Annotated in this window: 13 protein-coding genes; 3 read left to right on the plus strand and 10 right to left on the minus strand. The window is 55.4% G+C overall.

Annotated features, from left to right (window positions below; all coding sequences use genetic code 11):
• Positions 1 to 82: 82 nt before the first annotated feature.
• The 8 genes from RQI55_RS13050 to RQI55_RS13085 all read right to left on the minus strand — a co-directional run bounded on the left by RQI55_RS13050 (position 83) and on the right by RQI55_RS13085 (position 10,609).
• On the minus strand, positions 83 to 2,431 hold the full coding sequence (locus RQI55_RS13050; RefSeq protein WP_311272762.1) for a polysaccharide biosynthesis tyrosine autokinase: 2,349 nt from the start codon (positions 2,429 to 2,431) through the stop codon (positions 83 to 85).
• 206 nt (positions 2,432 to 2,637) lie between these two features.
• Positions 2,638 to 3,633, minus strand: a complete 996-nt coding sequence (locus RQI55_RS13055; protein WP_311272763.1) for a glycosyltransferase family 2 protein — start codon at positions 3,631 to 3,633, stop codon at positions 2,638 to 2,640.
• A complete protein-coding gene (locus tag RQI55_RS13060; protein WP_311272764.1) occupies positions 3,630 to 4,568 on the minus strand; it encodes a glycosyltransferase family 2 protein in 939 nt (312 codons plus the stop codon). The genes RQI55_RS13055 and RQI55_RS13060 overlap by 4 nt, the downstream gene beginning before the upstream one ends.
• Complete coding sequence (locus RQI55_RS13065) at positions 4,565 to 5,581, minus strand: glycosyltransferase family 2 protein (protein WP_311272765.1); 1,017 nt, start codon at positions 5,579 to 5,581, stop codon at positions 4,565 to 4,567. The genes RQI55_RS13060 and RQI55_RS13065 overlap by 4 nt, the downstream gene beginning before the upstream one ends.
• Before the next feature lie 14 nt (positions 5,582 to 5,595).
• Positions 5,596 to 6,777: a glycosyltransferase gene (locus RQI55_RS13070; RefSeq protein ID WP_311272766.1), complete on the minus strand. Its 1,182-nt coding sequence runs from the start codon at positions 6,775 to 6,777 to the stop codon at positions 5,596 to 5,598.
• A 56-nt stretch (positions 6,778 to 6,833) separates the two neighbouring features.
• On the minus strand, positions 6,834 to 7,625 hold the full coding sequence (locus RQI55_RS13075; RefSeq protein WP_311272767.1) for a glycoside hydrolase family 16 protein: 792 nt from the start codon (positions 7,623 to 7,625) through the stop codon (positions 6,834 to 6,836).
• 4 nt (positions 7,626 to 7,629) lie between these two features.
• On the minus strand, positions 7,630 to 8,778 hold the full coding sequence (locus RQI55_RS13080; RefSeq protein ID WP_311272768.1) for an acyltransferase: 1,149 nt from the start codon (positions 8,776 to 8,778) through the stop codon (positions 7,630 to 7,632).
• Between the two features lie 358 nt (positions 8,779 to 9,136).
• The gene (locus tag RQI55_RS13085; protein ID WP_311272769.1) at positions 9,137 to 10,609 is read right to left on the minus strand and encodes a lipopolysaccharide biosynthesis protein; all 1,473 of its coding nucleotides are present in this window, start codon (positions 10,607 to 10,609) and stop codon (positions 9,137 to 9,139) included.
• A gap of 117 nt (positions 10,610 to 10,726) precedes the next feature.
• Here RQI55_RS13085 and RQI55_RS13090 point away from each other — a divergent pair, with 117 nt between their 5' ends.
• Together RQI55_RS13090 and RQI55_RS13095 are read left to right on the plus strand one after the other, a co-directional pair.
• Positions 10,727 to 11,692, plus strand: coding sequence for a glycosyltransferase family A protein (locus RQI55_RS13090; protein WP_311272770.1), 966 nt, complete (start codon positions 10,727 to 10,729; stop codon positions 11,690 to 11,692).
• Between the two features lie 38 nt (positions 11,693 to 11,730).
• The gene (locus RQI55_RS13095) at positions 11,731 to 12,681 is read left to right on the plus strand and encodes a polysaccharide pyruvyl transferase family protein (protein ID WP_192064671.1); all 951 of its coding nucleotides are present in this window, start codon (positions 11,731 to 11,733) and stop codon (positions 12,679 to 12,681) included.
• 21 nt (positions 12,682 to 12,702) lie between these two features.
• Here RQI55_RS13095 and RQI55_RS13100 read toward each other — a convergent pair whose 3' ends face one another.
• On the minus strand, positions 12,703 to 13,698 hold the full coding sequence (locus tag RQI55_RS13100; RefSeq protein WP_311272771.1) for a glycosyltransferase family 2 protein: 996 nt from the start codon (positions 13,696 to 13,698) through the stop codon (positions 12,703 to 12,705).
• Between the two features lie 120 nt (positions 13,699 to 13,818).
• Entirely contained in the window at positions 13,819 to 14,109 is a 291-nt protein-coding gene (locus RQI55_RS13105) for an exopolysaccharide production repressor protein (RefSeq protein WP_311272772.1), read from the minus strand.
• A 377-nt stretch (positions 14,110 to 14,486) separates the two neighbouring features.
• On the opposite strand from RQI55_RS13105, the gene RQI55_RS13110 reads away from it, so the two are divergent.
• Positions 14,487 to 14,759 carry a DUF6074 family protein gene (locus tag RQI55_RS13110; protein ID WP_311272773.1) on the plus strand — a complete coding sequence of 91 codons (273 nt, stop codon included), beginning with the start codon at positions 14,487 to 14,489 and terminating at the stop codon, positions 14,757 to 14,759.
• Positions 14,760 to 14,769 lie beyond the last annotated feature (10 nt).

Genomic DNA, 14,769 nt, shown 5'->3' on the forward strand with positions numbered 1-14,769 from the left:
AAAGAACGGTTCAAATCCAGCGAATATTGCGCTCTGAGGTCCAAAAAAATGCCCGCACAAGGCGGGCATTTCAGCTTGGGGATCAGACCGGCTCGGCAACCGGCTTTTTGGCGTCGCCATAATAGGCCGAGAACTGATCGTGATAGTGCTCCGAGCCGCCGGGCCCTGCATAGCGTTGCAGCTCCGTCATGTCGGTCTTGTTCAGCACAATCCCGAGCGTTTTGCTGGCAATTTCCGGCTCGTGGTTCATCAGGTTCTGAACCATCTGTATAGGTGTCTTGCCCCATTCGGTGACAAATACGAAGCCATCGACCTGCGAAGCAAATGCCTTGGCATCGATGACCGGCACCACGGGGGCAAGGTCAACGATGATGTAGTCGCAGGCTTCGCGAGCCGACTCCATAAATTTGCGCATGCCTGACGATGCAAGAAGTTCGCTGGAATGGGCGAACTGATTGCTGGTCGAGACCGGCAGAATTCCCATTTTCGTGCGGCTGTCCATCTTCACGGCCTTGGTCCACGGTACCTCATCCAGCACCACTTCCACCAGACCGGCAGATTGGCGCGTCGTCAGCATGCGGCTGAGGCCGGGGTTGCGAATATCGGCATCCACGACCAGCGTGCGCTTGCCGGTCGTTGCAATCAGGCCTGCGAGGTTGAGTGCCACAACGGATTTGCCTTCGTTGGGCAGGCAGGAAATCACGCCAATCACCCGGCACTGCTTTTCCTGAATGACCACGTCGGCGGTCAGTTTCACGTTGCGCAGCGTCTCGGTAAAGCTGGAGCGCGGACTATCGACCGCGAGCCGCAACATTTTCTGGAACGAGACCTGCCCGTTATCCTCGATGTCGGTGTCGGGGATTTCCGGCATGGCAGCCCCCGTTTCGGATTTTGTCGTTTCCACCCCTTTTTCACCGATGAAGGGCAGGTACCCCAGAAACCGCATGCGCAGATTGTCGCGCACATCATTGCCCGTATGGAAATACCGATCCCGGAACTCGAGAATTGCAGCGACGCCCCCACCCAGCATCAGACCAAGCACGATGGAAAGTGCCATGGTCATGGTCTTCTTCGGGCTGGAAGGCGCAGTCGGCAGGCCAGCTTCTGAGATCACACGCGCCTTGGCAATCGGGAAGGACTGCTTCTGCGATGCCTCTTCGAAGCGGCCGAGATAGGATTCGTAGAGCGTCTTGAGGGCGGCCGCCTGTTGTTCAAGTTCACGAAGCTTGACCAAAGTCATGTTGGCTTCGGAGTTGCGACCTGCAACGCGGTCTATGTTTTCGCGCAACGACTGGACACGAGACTCGGTTACGTCGAACTCATTCTTGAACCCGCCGGTCAGCTGCAACAGTTCCTGATAGATCTGGCGTGCGAGGTCGCCTTTCTCGCTTTCCAACGCGATGGCCTGAGGGTGATCCTTGCCGAACTGCTGGACAACGCCACGTTCCCGGTCGGAAATTGCAATGTAGCGCTTGCGAAGGTCCTGAATTACGGTGTTGTCAGTGTCCCGCGCGGAAACAATGGCATTGTTGACGGCATTGTCAGGGCCTTGATCCGTGATTGATTTATACTGCGTATAACGCGCAGAGGCGGTTGCCGCATCGGCCTGCGCTGCGATGAGTTGTCCGTTCAAGTCTGAAAGCTGACTCTCGGACATCAACTCGCCGCGTGAGGACACGATATTGTTCGCAGCCTTATATTTCTCAACAGCCAGCGACGCGGCCTGAGAGCGCTGGTTGAGGTCTGTCAGCCGCTCCTGAAGCCAGACGGAAGCGCGTTCGGTGGCGTCAAAATTCGCATTCAGCTGTTCAGTCAGATAGGAGTTGGCATAGGTCTTGGCGATCTGCGTGGCAAGTTGCCGGTCAATGGAGCGAATGGAGATCGCGATGACCGAGCTTCTCCCGACGCGCTCGACTGTCAGCGCCTGCTGAATCACCGCTGCAGCCTTTTCGCGGCGACCATTGCGCATGGCTTCTTCGGAAGCGGGCGGTGAGTTCGGGGTCAGGAGATCGACCACGACCTTGATCGACGATTTTACCAGGTCCACCGGTGACTTTGGTGGATTGACGATGGTGTCATTGGCATCAAGGGCGGCTTTATCCACCACCGTCAGGGCCATTTCCTTGGACTTCAGAATTTCGACGGCACTGGCAATGCGATTGTCGACGATCTGGGCCGCAGGCACGGGGCTCTCATCTTCGGCATAGCGGGAGAGGCTATCGTCCAGCAGAACCTGGGTCATCGCGGTATAGACCGGCGTGGCGAAGAGGAGATAGGCTCCCGCCAGGATCATCATCGCGATAACGCAAGCTGCGATGATCTTGGCTCTGCGCATCACCGCAGCCCACAGCCGATCGAGATCGATGAACGTATCGGCGTCCTTGGACGCGTCGGAAAAGTTTAAATTCGATTTAAAGGTCTTATGGTGCATGGACCCACCTTGTACTTAAATACGGCGAACGGGAAGGCCGTTCTCCTGCCTCCCCGCCTCCCATTAATGTTTGCGTCAGGCTGCTTTTACGCGGCACTCGTGATGAGAAACTGGCACGATGATCATGCCCGCTACGCTGCACGCTTTTGGGGGAGCCTTGTGTGTTTTCACGGTTGTTTCCTTGATTAAATGTGTTGTGCGCGTACTCAAGAAGGCTGCCTTTTGCCGGCCCTGTGAGCGCGTGATGAGAAGATCGAGTCGCGAAGTTTTTTCAACCGCACCTCTACAGGCATGCGCAGATGGCGCAGCGTCGCAGGATTGCGTGCAGCAATCTTCAGAACATCACCGATTGACCGGCGTTTGATGCCGGAAACCAGCAGCAGAAAATTCCGTGCCTCCACTAGGCTTCGCGTGCGCAGGGTCTGCGCCTTTGTCGCTTCGGGTGAGAGCGTGTAGCGTTCCAGAAAGTCCGCATCTGCCGACATCATGGCATCTACGTGGTGGAGCTCGAGGACGCGCGAAATGGAACCCTCGCGGATGTTATACACATAACCCGCCGTAGGCTCGATGGCGCATGAACCGCCAGCAGCGAGCGCGGATGCAAGCAGCAGATAGTCCTCACCAATGCGAAGATCAGTCCGAAAGCGCAGGCCCTCCGCGTTCAGAAATTCGCGCAGAAACATCGGTTTCATGTAGCCGAAATTGAACGTCGAGCGAAACAGGATGTTGGACGCAATGAAATCTTCAAGCGTCAGCGTCCCGCGTTGCTGTAAAAACGCCTCTTCGAACATCGTCTCGGTTGGCCGACCATCCGTGTAAACAACATTGAGGTTATCGACCGCAATTGTTGCTCCCGTCTGCTCGGCCCGCGCGATCATTCTGGAAGTGCGTGCGGGAAGGATCACGTCATCGGAATCCAGCACCGCAATCCATCTGCCTGTTGCCGCCTCTATCCCGGCGTTGCGCGCACCGCCGGGGCCGACATTCTCGTCCAGCGCAATCAGGCGCACGCGTGGATCGTTCATCGTGAATGCGTTGACGATTTCGCGGGTTGCGTCGCTGGACTTGTCGTCCACCACGATAACTTCCAGAGTAACCAGCGCCTGATCCAGCGCGCTCTGAACAGCCGGGACAATTGTCGCGGCCGAATTATAGGCTGCGATTACGAATGTAACATCGGGTTGTATCGAGGCTTCCGTCATGTCGCCTCCACTGTGCCGTACTGGCGAATTTCCTTGACACCAACTGCTCCGCTGACCGAGCCGAGATGCAGCGCCACACGCAGCAGTTGCCGGTTACGGCGAACCGGATCAAAAATGGCAAGCAGCGCCAGGCCAGCGCATGCCACAGCCTTGGCTCCTGCCGTGGTGGCTTGTGGAACGCGTCGAAGCCCCGGCTTACTTTCGGCCAGCAGGCGCCCATGGGTCTGGCCAGAGCGGAAGCGCCTTTTGGCAAGCCATTTGAAGCTTGCGCGGGTATCCGGCACAGGTTCGGAAAGAACCGCCTTTTCAGCGTAAGCAATGCGACCGCCATCGGCGTGCATGTGCGAGAAGAAATGCGTGTCTTCGCCGCCGCTCTGCCCCAGGGAGAGGGCGAAGCGTCGACCTGATACAGAAGGTGCACTCATTTTCAGCAGCGTGTTGCATGTATAGCCGGTGATGATGTCACCCTTGACCCAGACCGGAAAGGTGGAATGAAAATCACCCTTGCGCATCCAGCCCGGAACCGTTGTCTTGTAGATCGCGGTCACCGGACCAAGCACAGCCTCAGCGCTCGTTTCCCGCGCGGTTTTCAGCAGCTCTGAGATCCACTCCCTTGGAGCGGTCTCGTCGTCATCGATGAAGGCAAGGTAATCCGCTTCGCAAGCGGAAAGGCAAGCATTTCGGGCAATTGAGATGTTCGATTTCGGGCAGTGAACATAGATGATATCTAAGGGCGAGACCGCCCGCAGATTGTCGATTGTGGCTTTGGCACTGGGCTCTGCGTCGTTGTCGGCCACGATCAGCCGCACGGTAACGCCCGCGGGAACATCGAGCTCAAACAAGGATGTCAACGTCGCGACGACAGCGGGCCTGCGGTAGGTACAGATGCCGATATCGATTTTAAGAGGTGTAGGCACGGGCAGGGTATCTGTCATGATACGGCCTTTCCCGCCACGGGCGCAGGTGTGGTGACAGAGCCAGCAAGCTCAATCCAGAAGCCGGTTGACCATGCGAAATGCATGACCATGGCTGCAAACGCCACAAGCGGACCGTATGGATTTTTCTGTGCAATTGCCATCCACAACCCGTAGCCAGCGCATGCGGCAATCCAAAGGCAGAGTGGGATGATCGCGGCCCAGTGGAACACACCAAGCAATGCAAAGACTGCTACGGGCATCACGGCAAGCGGAATCATCTGACGGATTTTCGGCGAGGACTTGTGTTTCAGCAGGTTTTTAGCTCGTCCGCGACCATAGGCCATATATTGTTTGAACAACGGCCTGACATTGGACCGAGGATAATAGGTCATGCGCGTCTTGTCTGTCATCCAGATCCTGAAGCCAGCCTTTCTCAAGCGGTAATCCAGCTCCGCATCCTCATTGTGGCTGAACGTTTCGTCATATCCACCCACTGCGGTGAAAGCAGATATGCGTATCAACGCGTGATGTCCGTGATCGATCCAATGACCTTTCGCACCGTCACGATGTTTGGAACCGCCATTGCCTAGTTTGGAGTTCTGCGCCATGGCCGTGGCTTTCTGGAACGTGCCATGGCCGACTGTTTCCATGCCGACGACAACCGAATCTGCCCCGGTTTTGACAGCATCCTCGATCAGTCGCTGGCAATAATCATCCGGGTAGTCGCCGTGGGCGTCGATGCGAATGAGATAGTCGTAACCTTCCCCGAACATCTCGACGGCGAGGTTAATGCCAGCACTCTGGATCCGCTTCGGATTGGCCAGCAAGATGACGCGAGGGTCTTGCCGTGAAAAAGCTGCCACGATATCGCGGGTTCCGTCCGTGCTTCCACCATCGGCCACGATGACGCGGTCGCCAGCGTGGTTGAGAGTGCTGGCGAACTTCAGCAGCAGATCATCGATCGTCTTGGCCTCATTGAGGCACGGGATGACGACGAGAGTTTTGATGTCTGGAACAGGTTGCGACTTCATGACTTTGACCCCCGTCAAACTGTTGAAAGCTTGGCTTCCAAGGCGCGGCCATTGTGCGGCGCAGCCAGGGAGGCGAGTTTGTGAACGAGCTGGATACAATCCTGATGATCGGTCACCCAGTATTTAGGGTCGATCGCGGCAAGATCTCGGAATTTTTCGAGATAAGCTTGCTCTCCCAGGCTCTCGAAAAACGCTTGTAGTGTCGTTGCATCGGCAATATCCAGCACATGGCCGATGTTTTTTGTCTTCAGAAAATTGGCCGTTTCAGTGCCGTCAACGGCAATAGGCAGCGTGCCATAGAGGCAGCCTTCATAGAGCCTGTTGGGCAGCAACCAGCTTGAGTTCTGCCCTTCCTCGAAGAAGTCGATGGCCCAGGTGAACTGCACCTCACTATAGATCGCGGCCAGATCCTCCGGGTTTTTGTAAGCACCCTGAAAGCTGAGATGCGGCGCTTTCGCGACAAAGCCATCGAAATCATCGAACTCTGAATAAGCCGGACGGCCGCGCAAAATGATTTCGACCTTGCCATCCATGCGCTTGGCAAAATCCGCGAGGATTTCCAGCGATTTGCGGCAGCGAAGAGCGCCGAACCAGCCGATTTTCCATGGCTCCCCAGCTTTAGGCGCACGCGGTTCTGGCTGCGTCTGCATTCCGGCATCCAGCATCAGAACCTTGTTTTCCTGCAGCAGCACCGGCAGATGAAGGCCGGATCGAGGCGCGAAATACTGGCTGACGAAGGCTGGTGAACTGGTGATCAGCAATTTCGCGTTACCGGCGAAGTAACGCTGGGCGGCGTTCACCAACTTGCCCACCGGTCCTTCGTTCAGCAGCAGGCGGTGAATGTCGAGGCACTCATAGACGACAGGTACATCTGACCCAAAAATGGCCGAGGCCCGCCGGGCCAGCGCCAGCATTTCGAGATTGCGGGCGATGATTACATCGGGTTTCGGTACAGCGTTCAGTGCACCGCGCAATGATGCGCTTGATTTGATGATCGAAGCGATCCGCTGCGCAAACCGCCCATCTGCCGTCTCGCCCAGAACTATCGGTCTTACTCCATCCACAGTCGCAAGCCTGTTTTCGCCGCGCGTAAAGCCTGCAAGGCTGACACGAGCCCCACCCGCCTGCAACGTCATGACGCGCCGGCGTATGGCCGGGTCGGCAAGGTCGTGGGCGAGGTAAAGAATTTGCGTCATGAAAAGGTCCTGGGACAATATGTTGGCATCAACGATCAAACGGCATTCTTGTTTCGTCAGTTTGACAGGCAGGCGACCGATTCCGGGAACTGGCACTTATCGCCAAGCGCCGTAAACGCCATACGATCCACCGACATGATCGTTGGGCCGCTATAGGCAAACTTGCCCATCCAGCTTTTCAGCGTATCGGTGCCCCACAGGCTGAAGAAAATTTTCTGCGGGTTCTGTGGAATTTTTGAAGGATCGGTCACCTCGTGAATGAGCTTTCCGTTCAAGAAATAGCGTAGCCGTGTCGGCTCCCAGACGAAGGCGTAATCATTGAACGCCTTGTCCGCACCGCCAGCCACATCCATCAGCTTCTCGTTGCCGCCCTTGGCAGAGATGTATTGGTTAAGCTGGACCTGAGATGTGTTCTTGCCCAACACTTCCATGTCGATTTCATCATGCGGCTTCTTATCGGTCGGGCCGATATAGGTGAAGAAGGCGGAGTTCAGGCCCGAACCCGTCGCGGTCTGGATGCGGGCTTCGTAGGTTCCGTAGCGATAGCGACCTTTGGTCTGGATTTCACCGCATGAAAACTCACGATCGCCAGCCTTGCCTTCCTGAAAGCCAAGCTGGAGCTTGCCCTCTTCGAACTTCACTAGTTTTTTAGACCAAGTGCAGTTCTGATGCGGGCCGTTGTTCCAGCCATCGGATACGTACCAGAAGGAGCGGTCCATGCTGTCGAAATTCTCGACGAAGGACTTGCCATTGCTCTCCTGTGCTGTGGCAACGGATACGCCGAGGCCAGACAGGAGAAGAGCTGATATGATCAAGCGCGAGTGAACGCTGCTAAGACGTGCGGACATGGGTTCACCTTTGTCTTTGTGGAACGGGTGTCGTGACGGCCGACCCGCGAGGATCGGCTTTCACGTTTGCGGAATTGTTTGTTGGTGGCTTCGGCTTCTTGCCGCGGCTTCCCGTCAACACCCCGTAGAGTGAGGGCAGCCTCGAGCGAACCTGCGCATTGGTGATGATCAGGATCACGAAGGAAAGTAGGACAGCCCCAAAATAGAATGCGGGATAAAAATCAGGTCCGCTTCTATTCCAAACCATCCACATGATGACGAGGAGCGGGTAGTGGGCGCAGAAAATCCAGAAGCTCAGACTTCCGGTATTGGCAAGGCGTTGCCCGATACGGCTCTGGATCAGGAGCGAGGACGACGCCCACAAACCAACCGCACCAAATACCGCTAGCAGATTGCGCAGCAGGTTCAGTTCGAACGTGAATTCAGGTCCGGTAAAATAGAGCCCTGTCGCAAGAAGAGCAGTAGCCAGGAAAAGCCCTGCGGTGATGATGACCGCGTAAGGATCGAGTGTTTTTAGATCAACCTTGTACAAGGCAAGCGCGATGCCGAGGGAAAAGCTGAAAAGAATGGACTTTTTCTGCACGATATAGAGCGTGAGATCTGGCCAGGCAGTCACAACAAGAAGCACGCCGAGCGTCGCTATCGGAAAGCGCCGCACGAAAAATGCCAGGACCGGTGCCAGCAGAATGCAAACGAACAGGTCGCGGAGAAAATAGAGCGGCACATTGACCGGAAGTTCTTCAACCGCGGCCCCATGGCTGAGAATTTCGCGGGTCGAGGCATTCCACAAGTCAGGGAAGTAGCCGTTACCCATGCCAATGCGCTGCATCAAAAGCACGGCCAGAAACAGCGCGCCGTTCCATAGCAGGAATGGCAGCAGAACGGTTTTAGCCTTTGATTTTACAGTCGCTGAGTAGTCGAACGCACTCATGCCTCGACGGAACAGAAGATAACCAGAGATGGCACTCAAACATGGCACACCGACGCGAAATAGCGCATCGCCCAGGAAAACCCGCAACCAGTCAAAAAAACCATACAGCCCGAGGAAGGGGCTGGTTTCAGGATTATGAGGCACATGTACGAAAACAATGCCTGAAATTAAAACTATGCGCATCAGATTGATGCGGGAAGACAGGTTCTGATCAAAAGTCACATCAGTTCCCCTTTATTGGGCGGTGTCTCCCATCACCGCATGACAACCAAGAGCGAACGTAAGCCCACCAATAGAGTCTCGGTTTTACATGAGGGTAAAATGTGGCAATGCGAGAAAAATGCATCTCGAAATATGAGGGGTGAATCTCTGGAAGGCGAGGCTCCTAGTTATCGAAAGCGATCTCAAGTTACTGTTTTTGAATTGAAAAAAAGACTTGCGCAGATCTTTTCCATGAAATCACGGGTGGAAACAGCTACCCCAAAATATGCTGCATTGCACAAATTGAAGCGCAAAAAATGGTCACGTGATCGCATCTACCGACGAAACGACTGACGGATTGTGGCGAAAAAGGGCACCGCTACGGTGTGGCGGGTTGAGATTTGCGGTTTTTCACCATGCCTAGAATCTTCTTCAACAGCTCCCGTTCGGTCAACAGAATCAGCGCGGCATAGACAACGCCACCGACCACTGCACCGACGATAACCTGCATGTAAGCATGGGGCAGGCTCGCTTCGAACAAATGCAGGCTGTACCGCACCGCAAGCGCCATGACGAAGGATGCCACCATCGGCCGGCTGCTGATGTAAAGGCCTTTGAGAAGCGGCATTTCGCTCGCCTTGAACACAGCCCATGAGTAGGCGAATAGCGTGATGCCGTTGACGATGCACAGCGCCACCATGGTGTCATTCAACGTTCCGTACGTCGCGGCAAGCCAGACCACAAGTGTGGTGACGACGGCACGGATGGTTGCCGACCAGAACAGAACGCGGCCATAGCCTGCGCCCTTGAGGTAGGGGATAAACGTGCTGCAAGGCGTGAGTATTGCCTTGGACAAGGCAAGAAGACCGAGGACTGGCCAGGCATAGGCCCATTGTGGACCGAAAATGACCAGCATGGCGGGTTCAGCAATCGCCCACAGACCGAACATCATGGGAGCCAAGAGAACGGTCAGTACCTGAGTCGAAAACATCAGCGCATCGCGACGGCGCTGTTTGTCATCCATCATGCGGCTGAAGGCTGGGAAAAGCACGCCCATAACGGCAGAGAGCACCACCTGATTGGGAATGCTGGCGAAGCGATTGGACGCCGAGTAGGCGCCCGCATCGGCAAGGCCCAGATGTCGGGCGATCACGACCATCGGCGACTGAAAGGTGACGAAGTTGGCGATTTCCGAACCCATCAGGCCCGAACTGAACCCCAACAGCGGAACGAGGCGCTTCGGCTTCATGACGAAGCGTGGACGATAGTGCGATACGGCATAGAGACCGACCAGCCGGATGAAGGCCGCCGCGAACAACTGGATGATGAGCGCCCAGACCCCGTAACCGGCCAAGGCGAGGATGACAGCGACAACAGCTGCGATGCTCTCAGACAACATACTCCAGAGGGCGTCTTTGCTGAAATTCATGCGCCTTGCCAGCAGCGAGTAGGCCACATCGCCCGCCAGTTGGATGGGGATAAGAAACGCCATGATTCGCAGAAGATACGCGCTTTCGACAGCCCCTAGCAGCTCTCCGAAGAATTCCGCGCCAAAGTAGAGGATTGCGGCCATGGTGCAGGAAATCGCGAGATTTGCCCAGAAGACGGTGTGGATCGTATCCATGTCTTCTTCTTTTTCCACAATCAGCGCGGAGGTCAGTCCAGCGCCCGCAATCATGGTCAGAAACTGCACAACAGTCAGGCCCACGGCCACAACGCCGAATTCTTCCGGTGTCAGCAATCGGGCGAGAATTGGTACCGTGACAAACTTAAGCCCGAATGTGCCTGTTTTTGACAGTACGCTCCAACCGACATTCGTGGTAATCGTCTTGACGCTCGGAGCTGGGGGCATACGTGCATCCTATTCGTTTGGAGGCCAGCGGGGTGGACGCTGGCGGGGGACTAGCCACTCATCGGGGCCGCTTATTATCGGGCCCGACACTTCTTGATCAACACAAGGGGCGAAACAATGGCGAAATTTACAGTCGTTATTCCTTATTATCAAAAGCAGCATGGCGTTCTTGGTCGTGCATTGGCATCAGTTTTTGCGCAGACTGTTCAGGATTTCGATCTCGTCATCGTTGACGACGAATCGCCCTATCCGATTGAAAATGAAATTGCCGCTCTGAGCCAAGAGCAGCAAGATCGCATCAAGGTTGTCAAGCAGGCCAATGGGGGACCCGGCGGTGCACGCAATACGGGGTTGGATCATGTTCCGGCTGAGACGTCCTATGTCGCGTTTCTTGATTCGGACGATATCTGGATACCTGACCACCTGAAAAATGCCGCCTACAGCCTCGAAACCTTCAGTGGCGAGTGCTACTGGGCATCGATGCAGGCGAGCGACGAGTTTTATTACCACTTCGCGATTTCCGAGCTGGAGAAAAACGAGGACGCGACCCGGCTTTCCGAATCGCCCAAGGTGATCGAACTGCCGGATCTGGCCAGCGTCATGCTGCGTAACTGGAGCTTCCTGCATCTCTCCTGCATGGTCATCGGCCGGCCATTGTTCGAGAAGATCCGTTTCGATCCGATCTTGCGGTTGGCGGCGGAAGACGTTCTGTTTTTCTGCGATTGCATCATGGCGTCCAAGCGCACGCTTCTGTGCGATGATGCGGGCGCGATGCGCGGTATGGGCGTGAACATTTTCCACAGCATCGACAATACCTCGCCGGAGTTCCTGCGCCAGCAGTTCAACACCTGGGTGGCGCTGGACACGTTACAGGGCCGTTTTGCAAAGCGTCCTGCCGATGTTGCATCCATTGCATCCTATAAAAACACGGCGCGCAAGCAGGCGCTCTGGAGCCAGGCAGGCAAATTGAAGCAGCGCAAAGCACCCGAGCTCGGCCTGTTGTTTAAATGGATGATGCGAGACCCGGCTATTTTGCGGGCAGCGCTCGAACTGGGAACTGGCAAATTTGCCCGCCCTAAATGAGCTGTCCTGCCAACCATATTTTCATTCAGGAGTAGTCCATGAAACCATATCACTGGGAATCGCATCACGGCAATTTTGGCGATGACCTTAACCTCTGGCTTTGGGATTTCCTTCTGCCGGGCCTGCGTGATGTCCACCCGGATGTGTTGCTGGTCGGCGTCGGTACCGTTCTGAACGATGTTCTTTTCCCACCCGCTCAGCGTAAACTTATCATCGGCAGCGGTTATGGTTACGGTGCCGTGCCGGATATTTCCAACAAGGAATTGTGGGATATTCGTTGTGTGCGCGGTGAAATGACCGCCGCAAAGCTAGGATTGCCAGCTGAAATGGGGATTGTAGACCCGGCGGTGATGGTAACCGAGATGCCGGACTTCAAAAATCTGCCCAAGCTGCACAAGAAGACGTTTATTCCCCATTGGGAATCGGCTGAATTCGGCATGTGGGAAACAGTCTGCGAACCTGCGGGGCTCACCTATCTTGATCCGCGTGGCGAGGCCAAGGCGGTTATCAAGCACATTGCACAGTCGGAATTCATCGTTGCCGAGTCCATGCACGGAGCAATTCTGGCAGATGCGTTTCGCGTGCCATGGGTTGCGGTCAGCACATCAACCTCGATCAACAGCTTCAAGTGGAGCGATTGGGCTGGCAGCGTGGGCACCAAATACGAGCCGCGCTACGTGCCTGTTTCGACCCGTGCCGAAGCAGCCAAGAAGGGTTCGAAATTCTGGGGCATGAGCTTCCCGCCGCCACCACCGCCAGAGGTCGTAGAGCAATCGTCCCAACACCATGACGGCGACGTGCTGGTGCGTCCGCAGACAGAACAGTTCTCGGTGAAAAAGCTGGCAAAGCAAGTTCTTGCCGCGCCTTCAACTCTGGCCTTGTGGCAAGCAAGCCGTGCCGAGCCCCGACTTAGCCCTGATGGACGGCTGGAAGAGCGCAAAGAGCGCTTTCAGGCTGTGCTGGAAACGATCAAGCGGGACTATTTCTAAACGCGAAAGACGCCGCTCGCCTCAATGGTTGAGCGGCGTTGCCCTCAGCAGATACCGGATATCTGCCACTTCAACGGGCTTTTTGCGGAGACGCGCAGTTTTGTCACGCCATAGACCCTGCGCAATCGCCGGCGCTGCCGATACCCGGTTCAGAGTGTGCGACAAGGCTCCGCCCAGACCATTTCTCGCCTTGGCATCCAGAAAGTCACGAAGCTCGAATTTCTCGCGAATATGCCGCTCGTGCTGCTCAAGAGCGCGTTTTTCATCAGGGGCCAATGGGTACTCAGCGAGTATTTTTCGATCCGCCTCGTAAAGTTGGCGCAAATCTTCGGTCCGGTGACGTCCGCTCAGCGAATCTCCACGCACGATGGCGCCATAGCCACAATTGCGGATCACCTTGTATCGTGCTCCGCAGGCGAGCGCCCTGACATATAACTCGTAATCTTCGCCAAGGCGAAGAGCTTCATCATACCGCAAGCCATGTGTTTCGAGAAACGAGCGGCGGATGACGGGCTTGAGAAATCCGGTCTCACCGCGCTCAACGCCGCGCTTGGAAATATTGCCCTCGATGAATTCGGCTAGCTTCAGGAAATGGGTTTCGGGCGCGAATGTCTCTGGAACCATGGAGGCAGCGCCTGCGACCGATTGCTTGATGAAGGCGATGTTATCCGCCACCAGATCCCAGTCATCATGCTCCAGCATTGCCGCAAAGCGACCGGCGAAAAAGAAATCGTCAGCATCAAGAATGCTGATTAGAGGGGCTGTTGAGACTTGGATGGCATGATTGCGTGCAGCGGAGGGGCCGCGATTGACCTCGAAGCGTTCTACTTTCAGCCGGCCTGTTCCATCATCGCAGGACTGGGCAATGGCAGATGTTGCGTCGGTCGAACCGTCGTCGATGACGACGACCTCAGCGACTTCAGGCTCTCTAAGGGCAGATTTGATCGCGGTCGTGATTGTGTCTGATGCGTTCTTCGCAGCGATAATCACACAGATCGATTGCAAGTCCCCGGCCATAAAAACTCCTGCGTCTTTGCGTTACCAATGTATTTAACGCAAAAAATGTCAGGCGTATGGAGGTCCAAGCGTTATTTCGCACCTGCAAAAATTTCCAGGGTATGGGCGAAAGATGGAAGCTCAGAGATCACTCAGCTTCGGGCTGTGGGTCGGCACAACCGTAATGCTTTCAGCAACGGACTTATCCAACGCTGGCGGAACATCTTTCTTGAAGCCGAAGCTTGCGTTCATTCGGCGTTTTTCTTTCGCGACAAGAACGACAACGCCGATGAAGTATCCGACCTGAATGATGACAAGACAGATCAATGTCTGGATAAGGGTAGTGAAGAATGAGCCATGAATAACGTACGTCGCAACAGCGAAAACCAGCAAGGCGCACATCATGCTGATGAAAACGCGCGGGGCGTACATATTATTCTCCTCCGCTAAGCATTGCCTCCCTGTAGAGAAATGCATTTTTCTAGCCTTCTTTTCACCTGATATTATTACGAAATGCGTGCCATTTCAACAAAGTTATACTTCCCTTAATGCGTGCAGCATGAAACTTTGGTAATCTTTGTTGGTAAAATTTTCCCGAATTTGTTCTCTTTCGCCATTCTTCAGCGTTTGACGCCTGCGTTTCGGGTCTCAGGGTTGAGAAAGCATTAAATTGCACTGGTCCCCATCGCCTTCATCCATGTGCTGTGTGGTCGCGGACGTTCTTCGCTGCAGAAGTGCGTCTGTAGACTTCGTTAACTATGTCACGGGTAAAGATAGGGGAGTGATTCCCGAAGATGTAAGGTGTGCGTGTGACAAAGCGTTCAGAAGTAATTGCGTTTCCTGCCAAAAACCGCGTCGCAGACATCAAGCGATGTGTTCAGGCCCTTCAGGTTACCCACGGCGAAGAGGCAAACCGTTTCTGGCGGGATGAGTGCCGGGCGCTTGCCGCACGTCTCACCAATCTTGGTTATGACGAGCTTGCCATGCGCCATGAAGTTATGGAATTTCAGGCAGCGGTTCAGTCCCAGCTGCTATGGGCTGCCTGCCAGCAGGCCGAGCCAGCGCGCCGCGACGCGAACTAAAACCGAAGCC

This window comes from Rhizobium sp. WCS2018Hpa-16 (assembly GCF_031843705.1).
GTDB classification, from domain to species: domain Bacteria; phylum Pseudomonadota; class Alphaproteobacteria; order Rhizobiales; family Rhizobiaceae; genus Agrobacterium; species Agrobacterium tumefaciens_C.

What these genes read in the sequence shown, in the direction of transcription:
- RQI55_RS13050 (WP_311272762.1), bottom strand. Translation starts at nt 2,431, where the DNA reads ATGCACCATAAGACCTTTAAATCGAATTTAAACTTTTCCGACGCGTCC.
- RQI55_RS13055 (WP_311272763.1), bottom strand. Translation starts at nt 3,633, where the DNA reads ATGACGGAAGCCTCGATACAACCCGATGTTACATTCGTAATCGCAGCC.
- RQI55_RS13060 (WP_311272764.1), bottom strand. Translation starts at nt 4,568, where the DNA reads ATGACAGATACCCTGCCCGTGCCTACACCTCTTAAAATCGATATCGGC.
- RQI55_RS13065 (WP_311272765.1), bottom strand. Translation starts at nt 5,581, where the DNA reads ATGAAGTCGCAACCTGTTCCAGACATCAAAACTCTCGTCGTCATCCCG.
- RQI55_RS13070 (WP_311272766.1), bottom strand. Translation starts at nt 6,777, where the DNA reads ATGACGCAAATTCTTTACCTCGCCCACGACCTTGCCGACCCGGCCATA.
- RQI55_RS13075 (WP_311272767.1), bottom strand. Translation starts at nt 7,625, where the DNA reads ATGTCCGCACGTCTTAGCAGCGTTCACTCGCGCTTGATCATATCAGCT.
- RQI55_RS13085 (WP_311272769.1), bottom strand. Translation starts at nt 10,609, where the DNA reads ATGCCCCCAGCTCCGAGCGTCAAGACGATTACCACGAATGTCGGTTGG.
- RQI55_RS13090 (WP_311272770.1), top strand. Translation starts at nt 10,727, where the DNA reads ATGGCGAAATTTACAGTCGTTATTCCTTATTATCAAAAGCAGCATGGC.
- RQI55_RS13095 (WP_192064671.1), top strand. Translation starts at nt 11,731, where the DNA reads ATGAAACCATATCACTGGGAATCGCATCACGGCAATTTTGGCGATGAC.
- RQI55_RS13100 (WP_311272771.1), bottom strand. Translation starts at nt 13,698, where the DNA reads ATGGCCGGGGACTTGCAATCGATCTGTGTGATTATCGCTGCGAAGAAC.
- RQI55_RS13105 (WP_311272772.1), bottom strand. Translation starts at nt 14,109, where the DNA reads ATGTACGCCCCGCGCGTTTTCATCAGCATGATGTGCGCCTTGCTGGTT.